This is a genomic window from Pseudomonas shirazensis (genome assembly GCF_050496565.1).
Classification (GTDB): domain Bacteria; phylum Pseudomonadota; class Gammaproteobacteria; order Pseudomonadales; family Pseudomonadaceae; genus Aquipseudomonas; species Aquipseudomonas shirazensis_A.
In genome coordinates, this window is the sequence record NZ_JBNWAE010000004.1 from 12,972 (window position 1) to 32,522 (window position 19,551).

Genomic DNA, 19,551 nt, shown 5'->3' on the forward strand with positions numbered 1-19,551 from the left:
AGTGTTCGACCCAGCCAACCCTTGGCGCTTGGCGCCAGGGGTAGTCCCGCCTAGCGCCAGGGGTATTTCCGCTCCCAGTTCCACGCATGCCCAAGGATGTCTTCAAGCAGTGGGTACTGGGTGTGCCAGCCGAGGATCTGCCGAGCTCTGCGCGCGTCGGCCACCAGGCTCGGTGGATCGCCGGCGCGGCGTCCTGCTTCGATAACGTTGATTGACCGCCCAGTGACACTGCGAGCGGCACCAATCACCTGCTCCACGGAAAAACCCTCGCCATTGCCCAGGTTGAAGGCCGTACTGGCGCCACCGGTCTGCAGGTAGTCGATAGCCAAAGCGTGCGCCGAGGCGAGGTCGTTGACGTGGATGTAGTCGCGGATACAGGTGCCATCCGCGGTGCTGTAGTCGCGGCCAAACACGGTCACTGCCGGGCGCCGACCTGAGGCCGCCTGCAGGATCAATGGGATCAGATGAGTTTCCGGCTCATGGCACTCGCCCAGCATGCCATCAGGGTCAGCCCCAGCCGCATTGAAGTAGCGCAGGCACACCGAGCGCAGCCCGTAGGCGCGATCAAAGTCTTCGAGCATCTGCTCGACCATCCATTTGCTGCGTCCGTAGGGGTTGATCGGCGCTTTTGGATGGGCCTCATCGATCGGCACATACTGCGGGTCGCCATACACTGCGGCGGTCGACGAGAACACCAGTTGCCTGACGTCTGCCTGGATCATTGCCTGGAGCAGGCACAGCGTCGCGGCGACGTTGTTCTGATAATACTTGCCGGGGTCACTGACCGATTCACCGACCTGGATGAACGAGGCAAAGTGAAACACCGCATCGAAGCGATGAGCGGCAAACAGCGCATCCAGCGCTGCCCTGTCAGCGATGTCCAGGTTGACCCAGGCGACCCCACTGTGGGCCGGCATGACGTCGGCGACCACGACCTGATGCCCCGCCAGCAGCAAGTGCTTGACCATGTGTGAACCGATGTAGCCTGCGCCGCCGACAACCAGAAACTTCATCCGCATTCTCCTGGAATCTGTAGTTGTTCCGTCCAATCCTGTGGGGTGAAACAGGTCCATGTGAGGCGGGTCGAGCAAACGCGGACTAACGCTGACCTCTGAGAGGGTAGGTGGCAAAAATGGCTATTTCAAGAACAGCCAATTACTCATGTGCTGGCCATCGAAAGTAATCACATAGCGCCCGTCCTCGTAGCTGACGGGCAACTGCTGCTGTTTGCCGGTATACAGCTTCAACCCCGGCCCAGCCTGGATACTGACGCGCCCTTGCAGCGGCTCGACGTGAAACGGCGTCATGTCGTCCGGGCGTGGCACCGCGCGGGTACCCAGCGAGATCAGCAGCTCGCGCGACTGGCTGAACGGTTTGCCATCCAGGCTTTGCACGGCCACGCTGGCGTATGGCGTTTGCAGGTCGAGCCCTAGTTGGGCAAGGCTCATCGAATGCCCGCCCAACCAGCCGGTTGCGGCTTGGGTCAGCGGCGTGTCGATGGTGTACACGCCTTGCTGCCAGTTGCGCTTGAGTTCGCCAGTGTCAGAGCTCGACTCGCTGGCATCGGCTGCCAGCAACGATTGATCCGGGTCCTGCAGCACCTGCGCGCCCGCCGCGATGGGGCTGGGCCGTAGCCAGGGCAGCTCGGGGGTGGCCGGCAGGGCGATCTGCAGCTGGCCTTTTTCCATGGCGCTGCGCAGCAGGACCGAGTTGGCCGGGGTGATCAGGCGGTTGAACAGCGTGGCGGGTGAGGGCGCAAAGACGTAACGGGTCTGCGCGGCCTGCACATCACCGCGCCGGTAGAGCAGAGCGGCGGCGGGCATGGTCGCCATCAGCCCTGGGTCGTTGTAGGCGTTCCAGTTGTCGGCGCGGATCCACTGGGCGATGAAAGCCTGCTGGCTGTAGGCGTACTGCATCATGGCGTCCCAGCCCTGATGGCTGGCGGTGCCGGCAATGTACAACGGCAGCGAGTGACGATCGGGGCTGGGGAACGGCTGGGCGTTCCACTCGGTCACGCTCATCGGCAGGCCGGCAACCTGCGCGGCAGCCAGCCAGTTGACAAGGTTGTCGCTGGTCAGCGGGTTTTTCTCCAGCTGGCCGCTGGCGCCGTAGCTGTGGGCATCGATCATATCGCCAGAAGTCAGCGCCGGTAGCGTACTCAGGCCATTGCCGCCCCAACTGCTGGTGGTGACGATCGGCACCTTTACGCCGAGCCCGCGCAGGTGCTCGATCAGGCTGACGTTGAACTGGTGCTCGAGGTCGTTGAGGAACAGCTTCGACGAGCCAGGCTCCCAGGCACGCCAGGTACGGTCTGCCGGCAAGTCGTGGCGCTGGGCAAAGGCCTTGGCCAGCTCCATGTAGCGCTGGCTGTGGCGCGGTACGCCCTTGTCCGGCAGCAGCGCGTTGCCATAGTGCTGGACGATGTCGTTTTCATTGGTCAGCAACAGCGCAGCAATCGCCGGGTCATCCTTGTAGGCCAGGCCGGTGTAGGCGTTGACATGGGTGACGTACTGCTCGGCAAAGCGCTTCATCGCTTGCTGGATCGAGGCGTTGACGTACGCATAGCCTTTGAGGTCGATGTAGTTCTTGCCTTTGGCCAGCTCGGCGAAATCGCTGATCTGGTCGTTGATGGTCAGTACCCGTTCGACGTGCATGTCCAGCCAGACGTAGATGCCTTCGTCCTTCAGGCACTTGATCCACCAATCGAGCTTGCGCAGGGATTCGGCATTGAGCTGCTGAGTGTCGCGCAGTTTGCTGACATCGCCGAAGATATTCGGGCTGACCCAGGGCGAGTCGTGGTGGTGCAGGCGGATCAGGTTGAAGCCCAGTGCTGACAGGCGCTTGGCCTGTTGCTTGATCTCGTCGTCGGGGGTGTTGTAAAGCGCATAGGCAGACAGATTGGTGCCCCAGAAGCGCACTGGGGTGTTGTCGGCAAAGGCCAACTGCTCGCCGTCTGCCTTGACGAAGCCGCGCTTGCCGGCCGGTTTTTCGCCGGCATTGAGAAATGACAGGTCGACCGGAGAGGTGCGCCAGTCGAGCTGGTCATCCGGCCAACTGTTCGGGTCGGCCAGGCCAAAACGTTCTTCGCTGGTCTGGCCAATGTCGATATCGCCGCTGACCGTAAGGGTTGCCTTGATCTGCTGGCGACCGGGCAGAATTGGGTCCTCGTAGAAAAACGCACGTATCTCGCTTGGATCGCCGCGCTCCATGAACACTCTGGCCAGCGCGGGCTGAAAGCGCATCTCGATACGTCGGCCCTGAGCCTCGTTGCCCCAGGACCAGCCACTGTTGTCCGGCAGCAACACCGGCTTGCCCATCTCACCGGCAATCAGCGCCGGGTCAAAGTTGAACACGATGCCGCCGCCCATGATGTCGGTTTTCCTGCTGTGGGCGTCCAGTGTGATGTCCCAGCTCAGGGTTTGTGCCTGCGGCTTGGCGATGAACGCGTTCAGATCAAAGTCGAGGTCCTTGCTCTTGCCCATCAGGCTGTAGTTATAAGGCGCGTTGACCTTGAGCGCGGTGTAGAAGCCGGTCCAGCTCCAGTCCGCGCCCCAGAAGTCGAAGCGCGACGCCATGACCGGGCCGCCACCACGGGTCAAGCTCGGCAGTCCATTGCTTTGGTCGACGCTGACCGACCACTCTGCCGTCCACGCAGGCAGCGGCAACAGCACCAGAGCGAGCAGGGCCGAGGCCCGCATGAGGGGTCGCATACGCAGTGAGGTCATTGACATTACCTGGATTGAAGGCTGGCGAATGCGCTGCTGGCTTCGGCCTGGCGGGCACGGCGCACCATCTGTATGTAAGCCACGCTTACCCCGGCGATCGACCAGTACACGACAGGGATCACGGTGATGCTGCTGACGGTGAAGATGATCACCAGAATGCCCAGCAACGTCGCCAACAGGGCACGGCCGAGCAAGCGGCCTTCTTCATTACGGTCGGGGAAGGCGCGCAGCGCCTTGCGCAGGCCGAACAGAATGCTGACGAAGAAGCCGACAAACAGCGTCAGCCCGACCAGCCCGACCCGCAGGGCCAGGTTGATGTAGGTGTTGACGATGTCGATGATGCCTTCGCCCTGGATCATCGACTGCATTTCCGGGGTATTGCGGAAGTCGAACGAGCCAAACAGCGGGTTGCGCTGGATCACGATCCACGAGTTGTCCAGCAGGCGCTCGCGGTAGGTGATGTTCTCTTTTTCCAGGTTGCCAATGAACGGCAGCAGGTCGAGCACCTTCTCCCCGCCAGGCATCACGCTCAGCAGCGGCAGCGCCAGAATACCGGCCATGGCCAGCAGGCTCAGGCGCTTGACCGCGTTGCGGCCGGTGGCGATGAACACACCGACAATGATCACCGCACCGATCCACGGCCCCCGCGACAGCGGCACGATCAGCCCGGCCGCCAGCAGCAGCGCGCCGAGCAGGCACTGCAAGCGACTGCGTACGTAACTACTGAGGAACAGGAACAGACCAATCGCCACGCTGATCACGTAGCCCAGCGCAATTGCCTGACCAGTGGTGGCACTGGCCCGCAGCGATCCGCCGCGGCTGAGGTAGCCGGACATGCCCCACTGGGTACCCATGGCATCGGTCAGTGCGTTGTACAGCAGCCAGTGGCGGGCAAATTCGGCCACGGCAATCAACGACAGCAGAAACGCCGCCAGCACGAACGCCAGCAGCGCATCCTTGAAGTCGCTGATCTGCTTCAGGCCGCGGCTGGCAACGTAGTAGGGCAGAAACACATCCGTGTACAGGTAGAAGCTCTGGCGCAAGGTATCGGTCAGGGTGGTTTCGCGCAGGTACAGCAGGCCCATCAGAATCAGGCTGGCCGCCAGCAGCTTGTCCGGCAGGGTGCGACCGAAGGCCAGGGTATCGCCTTGTCTGCTCAGGGCCAGCGCGGTGGGCAGCAGCAGGCACAGCGACAGCAGGCGGATATGGTTCATCTCGAACAGGTAATTGACCACGCCGAAGCCGGGTATTTCCACCGACGCCGGCGGAATCAGGAACAGCAGGATGAAAAACAGTGCCAGCACATTGTGTTCACGGCGCCGCACCACATACAGGATCACTACAGTCGCAGCGGCATATAGCCAGAAACTGTGGGAAAAGAACGCCAGCAGGGTCAGGCCAAACCAGAGGTTGCGCCGACGCTTGAAGTCCGCCGCCGGGATGATGTCCAGTGCCGGTCTGCGCGCCATCACAAACACCACGCTGGCCACGAACAAAATAACGATCAGTGCACGAAAATGTTCTGGCATTGGCTAGGGCACCTATCCCTGGATTATTGAGATTCGCATCATGGCTAATTGAAACTATAGTGACTTCTAGCCATTCAGTCAGAGATTGAAGTCATGCCGTCGATTGAAGCGTCCGCTGCCGTGAGCCTGCGCTCCAGGGCAATCTGGGCCGGAGCCTGGAACCTTGTGTCGCTGCTGGCTTCACAGGGCATGCGGCTGGGCGGCAACCTGATCATGGCGCGGCTGCTGTTGCCGGAAATGTTCGGTGTGATGGTGATTGCCGGCACGGTTTCGATGCTCCTGCATTTGTTGTCCGACGTCGGTCTGCGGCAAAACATCATCCAGAGCACGCGCGGCGACGATCCGTTGTTTCTCAATACCGCCTGGACCGTGCAGATCGTGCGCGGTTTCGTGCTGTTTGGCCTGACCCTGCTGCTGGCACTGGCCGCCTGGTATGCCCAGCGGGCTGACCTGTGGCCAGCCGAATCGGCCTACGCGGCCCCCGAGCTGCCGATGGTGCTGGCTGCCACTGGCCTGTCGGCGATCATCTGGGGCTTTCAGTCGACCAAGATAGATGTGGCGGTGCGAACTTTCCAACAGAAGCGCGTGGTTTTGATCGAACTGGCGTCGCAGTTCATCGGATTGCTGGCGATGTTGCTGATTGGTTACTTCACCCGTTCGATCTGGTCGTTGGTGCTGGCCGGGTTGATTTCGGCGCTGGCAGGCACCGTACTGGGTCACCTGGCGATGCATGGGCATGGCAACCGCCTGCAGTGGGACCGCGACGCGCTGCAGGAACTGATCGTGTTCGGCCGCTGGATCCTGTTGTCGTCGATGGTCGGCGTGCTGGCGATGTACGGCGACCGTATGTGGTTCGGCGCGAGCATGACGGTGGCGCAACTGGGGGTGTACTCGATTGCAGTGCTGATCCTGGGCGCGATCCAGACCGGGCTGTTGCGCCTGGGCGGCTCGGTGGCCTTGCCCGCGTTCAGCGAGGCAGTCCGGGAAGGCGACATGGAGCGGCTCAAGCGCCTGTATTACCGGTTCAAGCTGCTGGTCGACCTGGCCATGCTGTTTACCTGCGGCGTACTGCTGACTGGCAGCCCCTTGCTGATCGGCTGGATGTATGACGAGCGCTATGCCGAAGCCGGCCCGATGCTGGCAATTTTGTCGTTGTCGTTCTTCACCCTGCGCTACACCATGTCGCATCAGCTCTGGGTAGCCCTCGGCCTGACCAAGTATCAGGCCATGGACAACATCATCCGCCTGGTGTCGCTGTGGGCCTTGTTACCGCTGTTGCTGGCCCTGGGCGGCGTCGAATACGCGATCTGGGGGGTCGCCCTGCACACCTTGCCGACCTTGATCCTGGTGGTCTGCGTCAACTGCAAGCTGGGCATGTTCAGCCTCAAGCGCGAGCTGGTGGTGCTGCCGATGCTGGCGGTCGGGGCGTTGTTCGGCGTTGCGGTCACGCATTTTTTCGCCTGGCTCTGACGCTTGTCGGGCCAGCTACTAAGATGTCAATAATCCACGGGCACAGGTCTTGGAATTATGGGGAAGCTTGAATTTTGCAGTCGGCTGTCCGGTCGTAGAGGCTTTCTTCGGGGTTGTGTGGTGTTGGGGATCGGCGGGGCGATGTTTGGCGTGGGCGCCAGCGCCGTAGCAAAGCCTGCCGAGAAAAAGGCCGGGTTCGTGGTGATAAACGGCTGGGTGTTGCCTGCTGACTATTTTCGGGATGGGCCGGCATGATCAAGGACTATCAGGCAGACAAAACGCTGCGCGATGATTACGACGTGTGCATCGTCGGTGCTGGCCCAGCCGGCATCACCCTGGCCCTGCGCCTGGCCGCCGGCGGTTGGCGGGTGGTGTTGCTCGAAGCGGGAGGTCATGAATACACCCCGCAGTCGCAGGCATTCTACAAATGCACCTCGACCGGCCTTGAGCTGTACGCTGAAGAAACCCGCTTGCGCTATCTGGGCGGTACCTCCAACCATTGGGCAGGGCGCTGCCGCCCCTTCACCGCATCGGACTTCTCTGTGGCACCCCCCGGCGAAATGCCGGGCTGGCCAATCGCCTACGCGGAAGTCGAGCAGTACCTGGCGGCGGCTATGGACATCGTCGATCTGCCCGCAGGTGCCGAGTTCCACACCATGAATGCCGGGTTGAAGGGCGGCGAGTTCGAAGCAGACCGGTTTCTGCTCAGCCCGCCAACACGCTTTGCGCAAAAATACGCAGCAGCGCTCAACGACACCCCTGGCCTGGAGGTGTTCATCAACTGCAACTGCGTCGATATCGAATTCGACCAGGATACTGGCCGGGTCGGCGCGGTGCTGGTGTCCGACTACAACGGCCAGCGCGCGCGGTTGCAGGCCCGACACTTCATCCTCGCTACCGGCGCGATCGAGAACGCCCGGCAGTTGCTCAACAGCGAGTCGCTGCGCGCAGCCGGCGTAGTCAGCAAGGACGGCCCGGTTGGACGCTGCTTCATGGAGCACCTGAACGTCGACATGGGCACGTTTATCCTCAAGGACGGCGAGGACACCGAATCGCGCCAGTACTACACCACCGACGCCTTCGTCACCGAGTACCAGGCAGGCAAGGGCAACGTGTCCACGGCGGTGCTGGCCGATGTACAGACCTACGGCAGGACTGCCGAGGTGAAGCACTTTCTGGAAAACCTCGCCTGTGAAATGGGCGTGGCCAGCAAGGTCGAGTTCATCGCCAAGTTCAGTTGTCCTGGCGACGGTGTGATCGGGACCATGATCGAGCAGTTTCCCAATCGGCAAAGCCGTATTTCCTTGCTCGATGAGAAGGATGAACTGGGCGTGGCCAAGGTCAACGTCAATTGGGTGCTCAGTGCCGACGACCGTCACACCATCAAGTGCATTGGCGCCGAGATGGCCAAGCAGTTCGCCGAAATGGGCCTGGGCTTCGTCAAGCTCAACGATTTTGTCTACGAGAGCAGCGTGCCGCTGAAAATGGCCCCGCATGCGCATCACATGGGCACCACGCGCATGGCCGCTTCGCCTGAATTCGGCGTGGTGGACGCTGACTGCAAGGTGTTCGCGACCGACAATCTATATGTCGCCGGCAGCAGTATTTTCGCCAAGGGCGGCGCCTCCAACCCGACCATGCCGTTGATCCAGTTTGCTCTGCGCCTGGCCGATCACCTCAATGCCAGGCTCAGAGCAGCAAGCGGTGCGGTTGTTTGAACGAGTAGTTGCTTCACTGCGGTTGATAACGGGTTGGGTGCGCTAACGGTCGCAAGCTCAGGAACAAGACCGCAGACGCCTCAGCAACAGTCCAGGGATTGCTTTATTGGCGAGGCAAGCAGCATGTATGGATGGATACGCAACACAATCACGTCGTTTGTGTACTCGACCGGGCGCGGCGGCGCGGCCTATAAAAAAATCTGCAACCCCAATGCCCGCGACTGGGGCGCGTACATGGCGCGCTGGGGCAAGTTCTATTCAGTCGGTACCAATATCCACATCAACCCAGGCTGCAACATCACCGACCCGGCGCTGTTGCGCCTAGGCAGCAATGTCGGCCTGTCTGACTGCACCCTGATCGGCCACGATGCCGTGGTGGCCTTGATCGAGGTGTGCTATGGCAAACAGCTCGATTCAGTCGGTTTCATCGACATTAAAGACAACTGCTTTGTCGGCCACGGTGCCATCGTCATGCCGCGGGTGACCATCGGTCCTGATTCGGTGGTTGCCGCAGGCTCGGTGGTGACCAAGGACGTGCCACCCGGCACGGTTGTAGGGGGGAACCCGGCCAGGTTCATCTGCACCACGGCCGAGATGATCCAGCGCGTCGAGGAGCGCTGCAATGCCTACCCCTGGATCGACCTGATCAAGAAGCGCGAGGGCGCCTACGACCCGGCACTGGAACCGATGTTGGCCGAGGTCAGGCGCCAGTACTTCTTTGGAGACAACAACAATGGCTAGCAAGCCGGTCGACGTAATGGTCGTCAACTTCAACACCGGCGCCTTGTTGCAGCCGATGTTCGATGCCTTGCGCCGCGCCGACAGCGAAACCCTGGCCAGCTATCTGATAGTGGACAACGCCTCGGTCGACAACTCGTTGGAACGCCTGGCCGAGGTCTGCCCGGAGGCGCTGCTGGTGAGCAATCGCGACAATGTGGGTTTTGGCCGCGCCAACAATCAATTGCTCGAACACCTGCAGGGCCGCTATGCGTTGTTGCTCAATACCGACGCCTTCGTCGCCAGCGACACCCTCGAGAAAACCATCGCCTACATGGACCAGCACCCTGACTGCGGTGTGCTCGGCGTGCGCCTGGAAGGCCGCGAGGGCGACCTGCAGCCGTGCTGTCGCTACTTCCCCACGCCCTTGAACGTGTTCATTGCGCGTACCGGCCTCAAGCGCCTGTTTCCGGGCGTGAAGATGGTAGATGAGATGAACTGGGACCATGCCTCGGTCCGCGAATGTGACTGGCTGCCGGGCTGTTACTACCTGGTGCGGCGGGAAGTGCTTGATCAGGTCGGTTTGTTCGATCCGCGTTACTTCCTCTATTACGAAGAGGTTGACCACTGCAAGCGGGTCAAGCAGGCCGGCTGGAAGGTGGTGTTCTACCCGCACACGACGGTGGTTCACATCGGCGGCGAGAGCTCCAAGTCAGTGGCCAAGCTCGAGGCTGCCAGCCGGCAGATCTCGGCTTATCAGATCGAGAGCGAGCTGCTCTATTTTCGCAAGCACCACGGTGTCCTGGGGCTGATCCTGCATATGCTGCTGGTGTGTGCCGGCGACCTGATTCTGGCCCTCAAGGCCTTGCTCAAAGGCCGCGGCTGGCCAGCGATCAAAGCGTGCTGGCAGCACAACGTGGCAACCTGGAAGCTGCTGTTCGCCACCCGCCTGGCCAGCCAACCGACACGCTAGGAGAGCCCATGTTCGACAATATTCGCGCTGACTTGCAGGCCTACGGCGGCGACTGGGGCGCCCAGGGCTTCTGGGTGATGCTGGTCTACCGTTTTGGTCGCTGGCGTTACGGCGTGCGTCCGGCGCTGCTGCGCAAGCTGTTTTCGCTGATCTACAAAGTGCTGTTCAAGTTTGTCCAGATCATCACCGGCATCGAGTTGCCGTGCGAAGTGGTGGTTGGGCGCAATTTCGTCATCGATCACTTCGGTGGCATTGTCATCAGTGGCTATGCTCGATTTGGTGATGACTGCCGAATTCGCAATGGCGTGGTGGTGGGACTGAAGAATGTCAGCGAGCCGATTGCGCCGATCATTGGCAACAATGTCGATATAGGTGCCGGGGCAAAGGTGTTGGGCAACATCCGTATTGGCAACAACGTGGTGATCGGTTGCAACGCTGTGGTGTTGATCGATGTGCCGGATGACGCCCTGGCGGTCGGGGTGCCAGCAACCGTCAAACTGAAAAAACCTGCATTGTTGGCGCAGGATTGATGACAACAGAGTGAGCAGGTGCGCGCGCTTGCGTTCCGGTTTGGCGAGTGAGGCCCATGGTGACAGGTATCGGCGTAGTGGTGATTGGTCGGAACGAGGGCATGCGGCTGGAGCGTTGCCTGGCCTCGCTTGCAGGGTCAGCGGAGCAGGTGGTGTATGTCGATTCAGGCTCCAGCGACGGCTCGCTGCAGCGCGCAGCGGACCATGGTGTGGCAGTACTGGCGCTGGATTTATCGATCCCGTTTACCGCCGCGCGGGCGCGTAACGAAGGCTTTGCCTATTTGCAGCGGCTGCTGCCCGGGATGCGCTATGTGCAGTTCGTTGACGGTGACTGTGAGGTGGCCCGTGGCTGGTTGCCCGCCGCGCAGGCTTTTCTCGATGCCCAGGGCGATGTCGCGGTGGTCTGCGGGCGGCGCCGTGAGCGCTTCCCTGAGCACTCCGTGTACAACCTTCTGTGTGACCTTGAATGGGACACGCCGATCGGCCAGGCCAAGGCCTGCGGTGGCGATGCGCTGATGCGCGTCGAGGCATTCCTGTCGGTGTCGGGCTTTCGCCCGGAGCTGATTGCCGGCGAAGAGCCGGAGCTGTGCGTACGCCTGCGCAAGCGGGGCTGGAAGATCTGGCGGCTGGACGCGGAAATGACCTTGCACGACGCAGCCATGACCCGTTTCAGCCAGTGGTGGCAGCGCACCTTGCGCGGCGGCTATGCCTTTGCCGAGGGCGCCTGGCTGCATGGCGCAGCGCCCGAGCGGCACTGGCGCCGCGAATCGCGCCGGGCGTGGCTGTGGGGCCTGCTGATTCCACTGTTGATAATCCTGCTTAGTCTGGTGCTGGGCCCGGTGTGGTTGCTGCTGCTGTTGATCTATCCGCTACAAGCGATGCGGCTGGCCCGTCGCGGCGCTCGCTCACCGCGCGAGAACTGGCTGCAGGCGGTGTTTCTAGTGCTGGCGAAATTCCCCGAGATGCTCGGCCAGCTCAAGTTTTTGCTGAACAGGTTTGCCGCCGGCAAGTCGGGTTTGATCGAGTACAAGTGAGATGCCCATGATGGTTAGATCCTTAGCGAAAAGCGTGCACGTGTTGCAACCGGGCTACTCGCTGCGGGCACTGAACAACAAATTCAAGCTGGTGCTGGCGATGGCCAGGCAGTGGCCGGAGCTGAGCGCTTTCATGCAGCGCACCTCGTCGGTGCTGGGCAAGCAGCGCATGGCCCGCCTCGGTGTCGACTGTATCGGTGTGGTGCAATGGCCCTACATCAGCAAGTCCTGGAAGGCGCCGCTGCGCTTGAGTGTGCTGGCCTCGCACTATGAGGTGGTCAGCCGCTACCTGCCCACCTTGTTGTTGCTGGGGCGCGACGAGTCGCTGCAACTGTGCGACCTGTCGGCCTGTTCGCCGGGCTGCAGCCTGGTGCTGGACCGGCCGATCTGGTTCAAACGCGAAGGCGAACTGGTGCTCAACCTGTTCCAGGGGGATCTGCGGGTCGCCTCGCTGGCATTCACCCTGTGCCATATGGACGGCCAGTTGAACCTGGTGATCGGTGCGGTGCAGGGCATCCACAAAGGCATCGACAGCGAACGCTCGCTGGCGATCTACCGCGACCTGACCAAGGACTTCGAAGGCATGCGCCCCAGAAGCTTTCTGATCGAGGCGCTCAAGAGCCTGGCACGCACCATTGGCGTGACGCGGATCTATGCTGTGGCCGACGCCTACCGGCATCACCGGCATGCCTACTTCGGGGCAGATAAAGGTGCGGATCTTGCCGCCAACTACGATGTCATCTGGCTTGAGCACGGTGCGGTAGCTTCTGAGCATCAGGACTTCTACAGCCTGCCTGTGGCGGCTGCACGGCGCTCGGCCGACGACATCGCCGCGAAGAAACGGGCCATGTATCGCCGCCGCCACGAGTTGCTGGATGAAGTTTTCGCCCGCATCGAGGCGGCCATTCCCGGTGGGGTTGGCCAGCGTCAGTTGCAAAGCCACCGACAACGGCTTGGCTCTGCGCTGAGGCTGCCTGAGGATGAACCGGCAATTGGCTCTCGCACCATCAGCACCAAGGTCGCCAAGCTGATCCGTCTGTTGACCACCGAGCCGCGCGCAGACCAGCGCTTGCTGGCTTACCTGCGCAAGGCCGGTGTCTACCCGACTTTGCGCAAGATCGTTCGCGAGCTGCTCAAGCAAGGGCCGCGGCTGCTCTGGAAAAGCCCGGCGGCGACCCGCACCAAAGTGCCGCTGGCCGCGCCGGCAGTGGCTGCCAGCGAGCTGTTCCCACGAGATGTTCTGCTGCTCAGTGAGTTCACCTCTGACCTGCAGCCGAAAAACCGCCCGGCGCAGCTGCAGCGCATGTTTCAAAGCCTGGGCTATCACTGTGTTTCGCTTGACTGGCGGGACGCAGGCGCCTGTCAGATTGCCCTGCAAACGTGCTCGGTGGTGATCTTCCACCAGCTACCTGCGGTACCCGAGCTGGCACCGCTGTTTGCCGAGGCCAAGCGGCTTCAGGTCAGTTGCTGGTGGGACAGCGATGAGCTGATTTTCGACCCCACAGCCTACCGCCAACGCGACGATGTTACCGCGCACAGCGAAGACACCATCAACCGCCTGCTGGCTGCCGTCAACCAGCATCGCCAGGCCCTGTTGGCCTGTGACCAGGCGCTGGCGGCGAGCCCGGCGCTGGCCACGGCCATGCGCGAGGCAGGGGCGAGCCGGGTGTGTCTGGTAGAGACCGCAGAGCAGTTGGGGCAAGTGTTTGCCGCGCCGCCCAGCAAGAGCGTGCGCCGCTTGCTCTCGGCCAATATTTTCTTTGCGCCACGCAGCTTTGGTGGCGCCACGGTCATCGCCGAACAGATGTCACGGCTGACTGGCGCTACCGGCCGTTGGCAGCAGTTCGTGTTCACGGCCATCCCCGATACCGACGTGCCACGCTACAGCCTGTATCGCTATGAGGCACAGGGCGCGGCAGTTATGGGGATGGGCTTGTCGGAACAGATATCCGACCGGGACATGTTCGAGAACCATTCCACCGTACCGATCTTCGAGGCCGTACTCAAAAGCGTCGCCCCGGACCTGGTGCACCTGCATTCGATCCAGGGCCTCGGCGCGCAGCTGGCCGATTGCTGCGTACGCGCCGGCATCCCGTTCGTGGTGACCTTGCATGACGCCTGGTGGATCTGCGGGCGCCAGTTCATGATCAACGATCAAGGCCGGTACTGCGGCCAGACCATCATTGACCTGGCGGTGTGCGCCACCTGCGTCGACGACGCGGCGCTCAACGTCCATCGGCAAAAGCTCCTGGCGGACACGCTCAAACAAGCCAATCTGCTGCTCGCACCGAGCCGCTTCTGCAAGGACCTGTACGCCGCCAATGGCTTTGATTCAGAGCAAATCCGGGTCAACCGCAACGGCATCATGGCGCCGGCGGCCGGCTACCAGAAACAGCCGGGGCAGACCATTCGTTTCGGCTTTGTCGGCGGCGATTCAACGGTCAAGGGCATCGACGTGATCATCCGCGCCTTCAGCGGCCTGGACCGCTCCGACTACGAGTTGAAGGTGGTCGACAACCTGCTGAACATGGGCTTCCGCTCGTTCAACCGACACAGCATCAAGATCCCCGGCACGGTGAGCATCATCCCTGGCTACACCCAGGCCACCATGGATGCGTTCTTCTCGGGCATCGATGTGCTGCTGTTCCCCACTCAATGCAAGGAAACCTTCGGCCTGGCGGTCCGCGAGGCGCTGGTCCGCGATGTCTGGGTGATCAGCACTCATTCCGGCGGTACGGTCGAGGACATCATCGAAGGGGTCAACGGCACGATCATCCCCTTGAGCGGCGATGAGACCTACCTGCGCCAGGCGATCGTGGCGATTCTCGATGACCAGCCGCGCTTTGCTCGGCACCGCAATGCCTTCAAGGACAACATCATTGTCTTCAGTGACCAGGCGAGCGAGTTGCTGGGCTTCTATGACGAGGTGCTCAGCGATGCTGGAACGGCTGGCCGGCAGCCCTCGGCCTTAGACAGCTGCCACTAGCAGGCGCGGTTCATTTAATTATTCAAGGATTGATCGATTGCCTATGCGCATAGCTTATTTCATCAATCAGTACCCCAAGGTCAGCCATAGCTTCATTCGCCGCGAAATCCTCGCGCTGGAGCGCCAGGGCATTGAAGTACAACGGATCGCCTTGCGCGGTTGGGACGGCGAACTGCAGGACAGCGAAGATATCGCTGAACGGAGCAAGACCGGCTACGTCCTTGAGGGCGGCGTCAAAGGGCTGCTCAAGCCGTTGCTTGAAGTTGTGCGCGCTCAGCCGCGGCGGTTCCTCAGTGCGCTGTGGCTGGCCCTGCGCATGGGCCGACGGGCTGATCGCAGTTGGCCCTATCACCTGATCTACCTGGCCGAGGCGTGCCGTGTGCTGCAGTGGTTGCAGGCCTTCGGCGCCGAGCACGTGCACGCCCACTTTGGCACCAATTCGACCGAGGTGGTGATGCTCGCGCATGCCCTGGGCGGGCCACGCTACAGCTTTACCGTGCATGGCCCGGAGGAATTCGACAAACCGCAGTTTCTGTATATCGGTGAGAAGGTCCGCCGAGCGGCGTTTGTCGCCGCCGTCAGCTCCTACGGCCGCAGCCAGCTCTATCGGTGGGTGGCGCACGCCCATTGGAACAAGGTCAAGGTCGTGCATTGCGGGCTGGAAGCAGCCTTCCATGCAGGCCTTTCGGTGCCGGTTCCGACAGTGCCGCGGCTGGTGTGTGTCGGCCGCTTGTGCGAGCAGAAGGGTCAGTTACTGTTGCTTGAAGCAGCCCAGGTGTTGGCCGCGCAAGGCACGGCGTTCGAGCTGGTGCTGGCCGGTGATGGCGAGATGCGCGTAGAGATCGAAGCCCTGATTGCCCGCCATGGGCTGCAGGGGCAGGTGCGTATCACTGGCTGGATCAGCAGCGCCCAGGTTCGTGAGGAGCTACTCGGCGCTCGCGCCTTGGTCTTGCCCAGCTTTGCCGAAGGCCTGCCCGTGGTGATCATGGAAGCCATGGCTTTGCGCCGCCCGGTGCTGACTACCTATGTGGCCGGCATCCCTGAACTGGTGCGTCCTGGCGAAAATGGCTGGCTGTTCCCGGCAGGTGCGGTACAGGAACTGGCAGCGGCGATGGCCGACTGCCTTGGGCAACCAGACGAGGTGCTGCAACGTATGGGCGATGCGGCCCATCAGCGGGTGCTGGAGCGCCACGACATCGATACCGAAGCGGCCAAATTGGCCAGCTATTTCAAGGCGGGCGCATGATCACACTGACAAGTTGGCTGCTGGCGCTGTTGGCGCTGTTGATTCTGCTGCCGGTCCTGGTGCTGTTTGCCCAGGTCGTGTTGGCCTGCCTGCCGGCGCGGTCGGTGCCTTTGGCTACCGGCCCCAGGCCGCGGGTGGCAGTGCTGGTGCCGGCGCACAACGAGTCAGGGGGTATCAGCGCCACCTTGGCCAGTATCCGTCAGCAATTGCTCGACAGTGATCGCCTGCTGGTAATCGCCGACAATTGTACTGACAGCACTGCAGCACTGGCCCGCGCGGCCGGCGCCGAGGTGGTCGAGCGTGAGCATCAGCACCTGCGTGGCAAGGGCTATGCCCTGGACTATGGCGTACGCCAGCTGGCCGCGGCGCCGCCGCAGGTGGTGATCATCATCGATGCCGACTGCCAGTTGAGTGCTGGCTCGATTGACACGCTGGCGCGTTGCAGCCTCGCCAGCGACCGCCCGGTGCAGGCCCTCGACCTGATGTGTGCGCCTGCCGGGGCCGGGCTCAAGGTGCAAGTTGCCGAGTTTGCCTGGCGGGTGAAGAACCTGGTGCGGCCACGCGGTTGGGCCCGGATCGGGCTGCCATGCCAGTTGATGGGCACCGGTATGGCCTTTGCCTGGGCTGATCTGGCGAAGGCCAATCTGGCAACCGGTCACCTGGTCGAAGACCTGAAGCTGGGCCTGGATTTCTGCCGTAACGGCAAGCCGCCGTTGTTTTGCCCGCAGGCCCAGGTCACCAGCCTGTTCCCCACCAGCGACGACGGCCTCAGCAACCAGCGCACCCGCTGGGAACATGGCCATCTTGGCGTGCTGCTGGCAGAAGGGCCGAAGCTGCTGGGCGCCGCTTTGCTGCAACGTAACGGGCCGTTGTTGGCGATGGCGCTGGACCTGCTGGTACCGCCGTTGGCCTTGCTGGTAATGGCGCTGCTGGCCATCTTCGTCGTCAGCTGGCTGGCCTTCGCGCTGTTGGGCGTGGCGCTTGCCGCAGCTATCGCCAGCCTTGCGCTGGTGCTGATGGGCGCAGCAGTGGTGCTGGCCTGGGCGCGCTTCTCACGCGAGCTGATTCCGTTCTCGGTGTTGCTCTATGCGCCGTTCTACGCAGCGAAAAAAATCCCCCTGTACGTCGGCTTTTTGCTCAAGCGTCAGGTTGAGTGGGTGCGTTCGAAACGGGATGACAGCCAATGAGTGAGCGGCCATGGCAACAACGCTGGGACGCTATCCTCGGCAAGCTGCTGATGGTCGTCGATGGGGCTGCCGAGCAACAGCTGATTGCGACCCTTGCGGCGCCCGATCAGGCAACGGTGCTGGGGTTCGTCAATGCCCATGCGCTGAATCTGGCTGCCGCCAGCGAGGGCTATTGTGCGTCGCTGAGCGCGGCTGACCTGCTGCTGCGCGATGGCGCTGGCATGGGCCTGCTGTATCGCCAGCTGGCACTCGAACCAGGCCTGAACATGAACGGGACCGACCTGATTCCCAAACTGCTCGCGGCGTACCGGGGCAAACGGGTCGCGCTGTGGGGCACCCAGGAGCCATTCGTGAGCCAGGCCGCTGCTCGCTGTCAGGCGCAGTTTGGAATCGAGCTGGTCTCGGTCGAGCACGGGTTTGCCAACGCTGAACATTACCTTGAACTCGCCAGGCAATATCAGCCGCAGTTGATCGTGCTGGGCATGGGCATGCCCAAACAGGAGGCTATCGCCGCGCAACTGGCTGCGACCGCTGGGCCGTGCCTGATCATTTGTGGCGGCGCTATCCTGGATTTTCTCGGAGGCAAAGTCACCCGCGCGCCGCACTGGGTGCGCCGATTGAAAGGGGAGTGGGCCTACCGCTTGCTGCGTGAGCCCAGGCGTCTGTTCAAACGGTATGTACTCGGCAATCCGCTGTTCCTGCTGCGTGCGTTGCGCTACCGAAAAGCCGCGAGCGCGGTGCGCAGCGCACCGAAGCGCATCTGAAACGACCTGCCGAGGCTGGTGCCGGGCACTGCAAATCTGCCAAAACCCGTCGTCAGGATGATTCGCTCCGCCGCCTCCCCGTGGTACTGCTACAGTGATATCAAACGCCCCATAACCCCCCGTAACTACGCCGAATTCAATCGTCGACGTGCGTGCAGTATTCACTTGGCAGTGTGCTCAACCAGTTGGTTGTAATACCAAAGTTGTAAGCAGTGATGTATCGCTGCGCTCACATTTGATGAGGTCTGATGATGGTTTTCGAGCCCCGAAGCAGTCGTTCCTTGCTCCAGCGCAGAAGTGGCGTGAGCAACGCCATTCAGGCTGGGCTTGACGGTATCGCGGTGACTGGCATCGCCTGGTACCTGATCGTTGATCAGTTCGGCTACATCACTTCCGACTACGTGATCATGCTGCTGTTGCTGATCGGTGCGCTGGCAGTGATCTATGACCACTATGGCATCTACCGCAGTAACGTCGGCCTGTCGATCAAGGCGTTTCGCTTGTTCAAGGCGTGGTCGGCGACGTTCTGTTTCTTGATGGTGATGGCGTTTCTGACCAAGCAGAGTGAAACCTACTCACGCTTGCTGGTGGGCAAGCTGTTCGTCAGCGGCTACTTCGTGCAGCTGTTCCTGCACTACACAGTGCGCGAAGTGCAGAAGCGCTTCATGGCCAATGCGTTGCGTACCGACAATGCGCTGATCATCGGTACCGGTGATCTGGCCAATTTTCTCTATCTGAAGATCAGCAACAACCCCTGGTTTGGCGAGCGTGTAGTGGGCTGCGTGTGGATCGACAAGCCCGACGAGCAAAGCCGCGTCGCTGGTGACGGCAAGCCGCCGGTGCTGGGGCATATCTCCGAGCTCGATGGGCTGGTGGCCAAGCATGCGATCCGCACGGTGTACCTGGTGACGCCGCTGGGCGGCTCGGAGGTGATCAACGACGTCTATCTGAAGCTGCTCGACAAGTGCATTGCGGTCAACTGGGTGCCGGATATCTTCTCGCTGCGGCTGATCAACCACAGCGTGCGGGAAATCGCCGGGATCCCGGTGCTGACCCTCTCGGAAACCCCCCTGACCGGCATGAGCCTGTTCCTCAAGAACCTGGAAGACCGCGTGCTGGCGGCGTTGATTGTGCTGTGTGCCTCGCCGGTGCTGTTGCTGATCGCCCTGGCCATCAAGATCGACAGCCCGGGGCCGGTGTTCTTCCGTCAGGAACGCATGGGCTGGACCGGCGAATCGTTCCGCATCTGGAAGTTTCGCAGCATGCACATACATCCGCTGGAAAACGGTGTTGTCAAGCAGGCGCAGAAAAACGACCCGCGGATTACCAAGGTCGGCGCCTTCATCCGCCGGACCAGCCTGGATGAGTTGCCACAGCTGTTCAATGTGCTGACTGGCGAGATGTCGCTGGTTGGCCCACGGCCGCATGCGCTGCATCACGACACGCTGTATTCGCAGGACATCGTCGATTACTTCGCCCGCCACAACATCAAGCCGGGGATGACCGGGCTGGCCCAGGTCCGTGGCTTCAGGGGCGAAACCAAGGATATCGGCCAGATGATCCAGCGGGTCGACTCGGACATCGAGTACATCAACAACTGGTCGTTGTGGCTGGACTTCGTGATCTTGGTGCGCACGCTGAATGCGTTCACCGGCAAACAGGCGTACTGAGC

General features: G+C 61.8%; 14 protein-coding genes and 1 pseudogene. 12 read left to right on the forward strand and 3 right to left on the reverse strand.

Features of this window, described 5'->3' with window-relative positions; translation table 11 throughout:
- Positions 1 to 50 precede the first annotated feature (50 nt).
- From galE to ACQZ2L_RS07590, 3 genes are all read right to left on the reverse strand, one after another.
- On the reverse strand, positions 51 to 1,013 hold the full coding sequence (galE, locus tag ACQZ2L_RS07580) for a UDP-glucose 4-epimerase GalE (protein ID WP_430325486.1): 963 nt from the start codon (positions 1,011 to 1,013) through the stop codon (positions 51 to 53).
- Between the two features lie 123 nt (positions 1,014 to 1,136).
- Complete coding sequence (locus ACQZ2L_RS07585) at positions 1,137 to 3,725, reverse strand: cellulase family glycosylhydrolase (RefSeq protein ID WP_430325487.1); 2,589 nt, start codon at positions 3,723 to 3,725, stop codon at positions 1,137 to 1,139.
- Between the two features lie 5 nt (positions 3,726 to 3,730).
- Positions 3,731 to 5,254, reverse strand: a complete 1,524-nt coding sequence (locus ACQZ2L_RS07590) for an O-antigen ligase family protein (RefSeq protein WP_430325488.1) — start codon at positions 5,252 to 5,254, stop codon at positions 3,731 to 3,733.
- A gap of 93 nt (positions 5,255 to 5,347) precedes the next feature.
- Here ACQZ2L_RS07590 and ACQZ2L_RS07595 point away from each other — a divergent pair, with 93 nt between their 5' ends.
- The 12 genes and pseudogenes from ACQZ2L_RS07595 (at position 5,348) to ACQZ2L_RS07650 (ending at position 19,549) form a co-directional block, all read left to right on the forward strand.
- Positions 5,348 to 6,724: an oligosaccharide flippase family protein gene (locus ACQZ2L_RS07595; protein WP_430325489.1), complete on the forward strand. Its 1,377-nt coding sequence runs from the start codon at positions 5,348 to 5,350 to the stop codon at positions 6,722 to 6,724.
- 251 nt (positions 6,725 to 6,975) lie between these two features.
- A complete protein-coding gene (locus ACQZ2L_RS07600; RefSeq protein WP_430325490.1) occupies positions 6,976 to 8,442 on the forward strand; it encodes an FAD-dependent oxidoreductase in 1,467 nt (488 codons plus the stop codon).
- Between the two features lie 123 nt (positions 8,443 to 8,565).
- Positions 8,566 to 9,183: an acyltransferase gene (locus ACQZ2L_RS07605; RefSeq protein WP_101319580.1), complete on the forward strand. Its 618-nt coding sequence runs from the start codon at positions 8,566 to 8,568 to the stop codon at positions 9,181 to 9,183.
- Entirely contained in the window at positions 9,176 to 10,132 is a 957-nt protein-coding gene (locus ACQZ2L_RS07610) for a glycosyltransferase family 2 protein (protein WP_430325491.1), read from the forward strand. Before ACQZ2L_RS07605 ends, ACQZ2L_RS07610 begins: the two co-directional genes overlap by 8 nt.
- 8 nt (positions 10,133 to 10,140) lie before the next feature.
- Positions 10,141 to 10,662, forward strand: a complete 522-nt coding sequence (locus ACQZ2L_RS07615; RefSeq protein ID WP_150571683.1) for a serine O-acetyltransferase — start codon at positions 10,141 to 10,143, stop codon at positions 10,660 to 10,662.
- A 56-nt stretch (positions 10,663 to 10,718) separates the two neighbouring features.
- The gene (locus ACQZ2L_RS07620; RefSeq protein ID WP_430325492.1) at positions 10,719 to 11,696 is read left to right on the forward strand and encodes a glycosyltransferase; all 978 of its coding nucleotides are present in this window, start codon (positions 10,719 to 10,721) and stop codon (positions 11,694 to 11,696) included.
- 7 nt (positions 11,697 to 11,703) lie between these two features.
- Positions 11,704 to 12,642: pseudogene (locus ACQZ2L_RS07625) on the forward strand (DUF535 family protein); the annotation flags it as partial.
- Positions 12,643 to 13,338: 696 nt separating this feature from the next.
- A complete protein-coding gene (locus tag ACQZ2L_RS07630; RefSeq protein WP_430325715.1) occupies positions 13,339 to 14,682 on the forward strand; it encodes a glycosyltransferase family 4 protein in 1,344 nt (447 codons plus the stop codon).
- A gap of 43 nt (positions 14,683 to 14,725) precedes the next feature.
- A complete protein-coding gene (locus ACQZ2L_RS07635) occupies positions 14,726 to 15,928 on the forward strand; it encodes a glycosyltransferase (RefSeq protein WP_430325493.1) in 1,203 nt (400 codons plus the stop codon).
- Positions 15,925 to 17,115 carry a glycosyltransferase family 2 protein gene (locus ACQZ2L_RS07640; protein WP_430325494.1) on the forward strand — a complete coding sequence of 397 codons (1,191 nt, stop codon included), beginning with the start codon at positions 15,925 to 15,927 and terminating at the stop codon, positions 17,113 to 17,115. The genes ACQZ2L_RS07635 and ACQZ2L_RS07640 overlap by 4 nt, the downstream gene beginning before the upstream one ends.
- A complete protein-coding gene (locus tag ACQZ2L_RS07645) occupies positions 17,112 to 17,879 on the forward strand; it encodes a WecB/TagA/CpsF family glycosyltransferase (RefSeq protein WP_430325495.1) in 768 nt (255 codons plus the stop codon). Before ACQZ2L_RS07640 ends, ACQZ2L_RS07645 begins: the two co-directional genes overlap by 4 nt.
- A gap of 251 nt (positions 17,880 to 18,130) precedes the next feature.
- On the forward strand, positions 18,131 to 19,549 hold the full coding sequence (locus ACQZ2L_RS07650; RefSeq protein ID WP_430325716.1) for an undecaprenyl-phosphate glucose phosphotransferase: 1,419 nt from the start codon (positions 18,131 to 18,133) through the stop codon (positions 19,547 to 19,549).
- Positions 19,550 to 19,551: the final 2 nt, after the last annotated feature.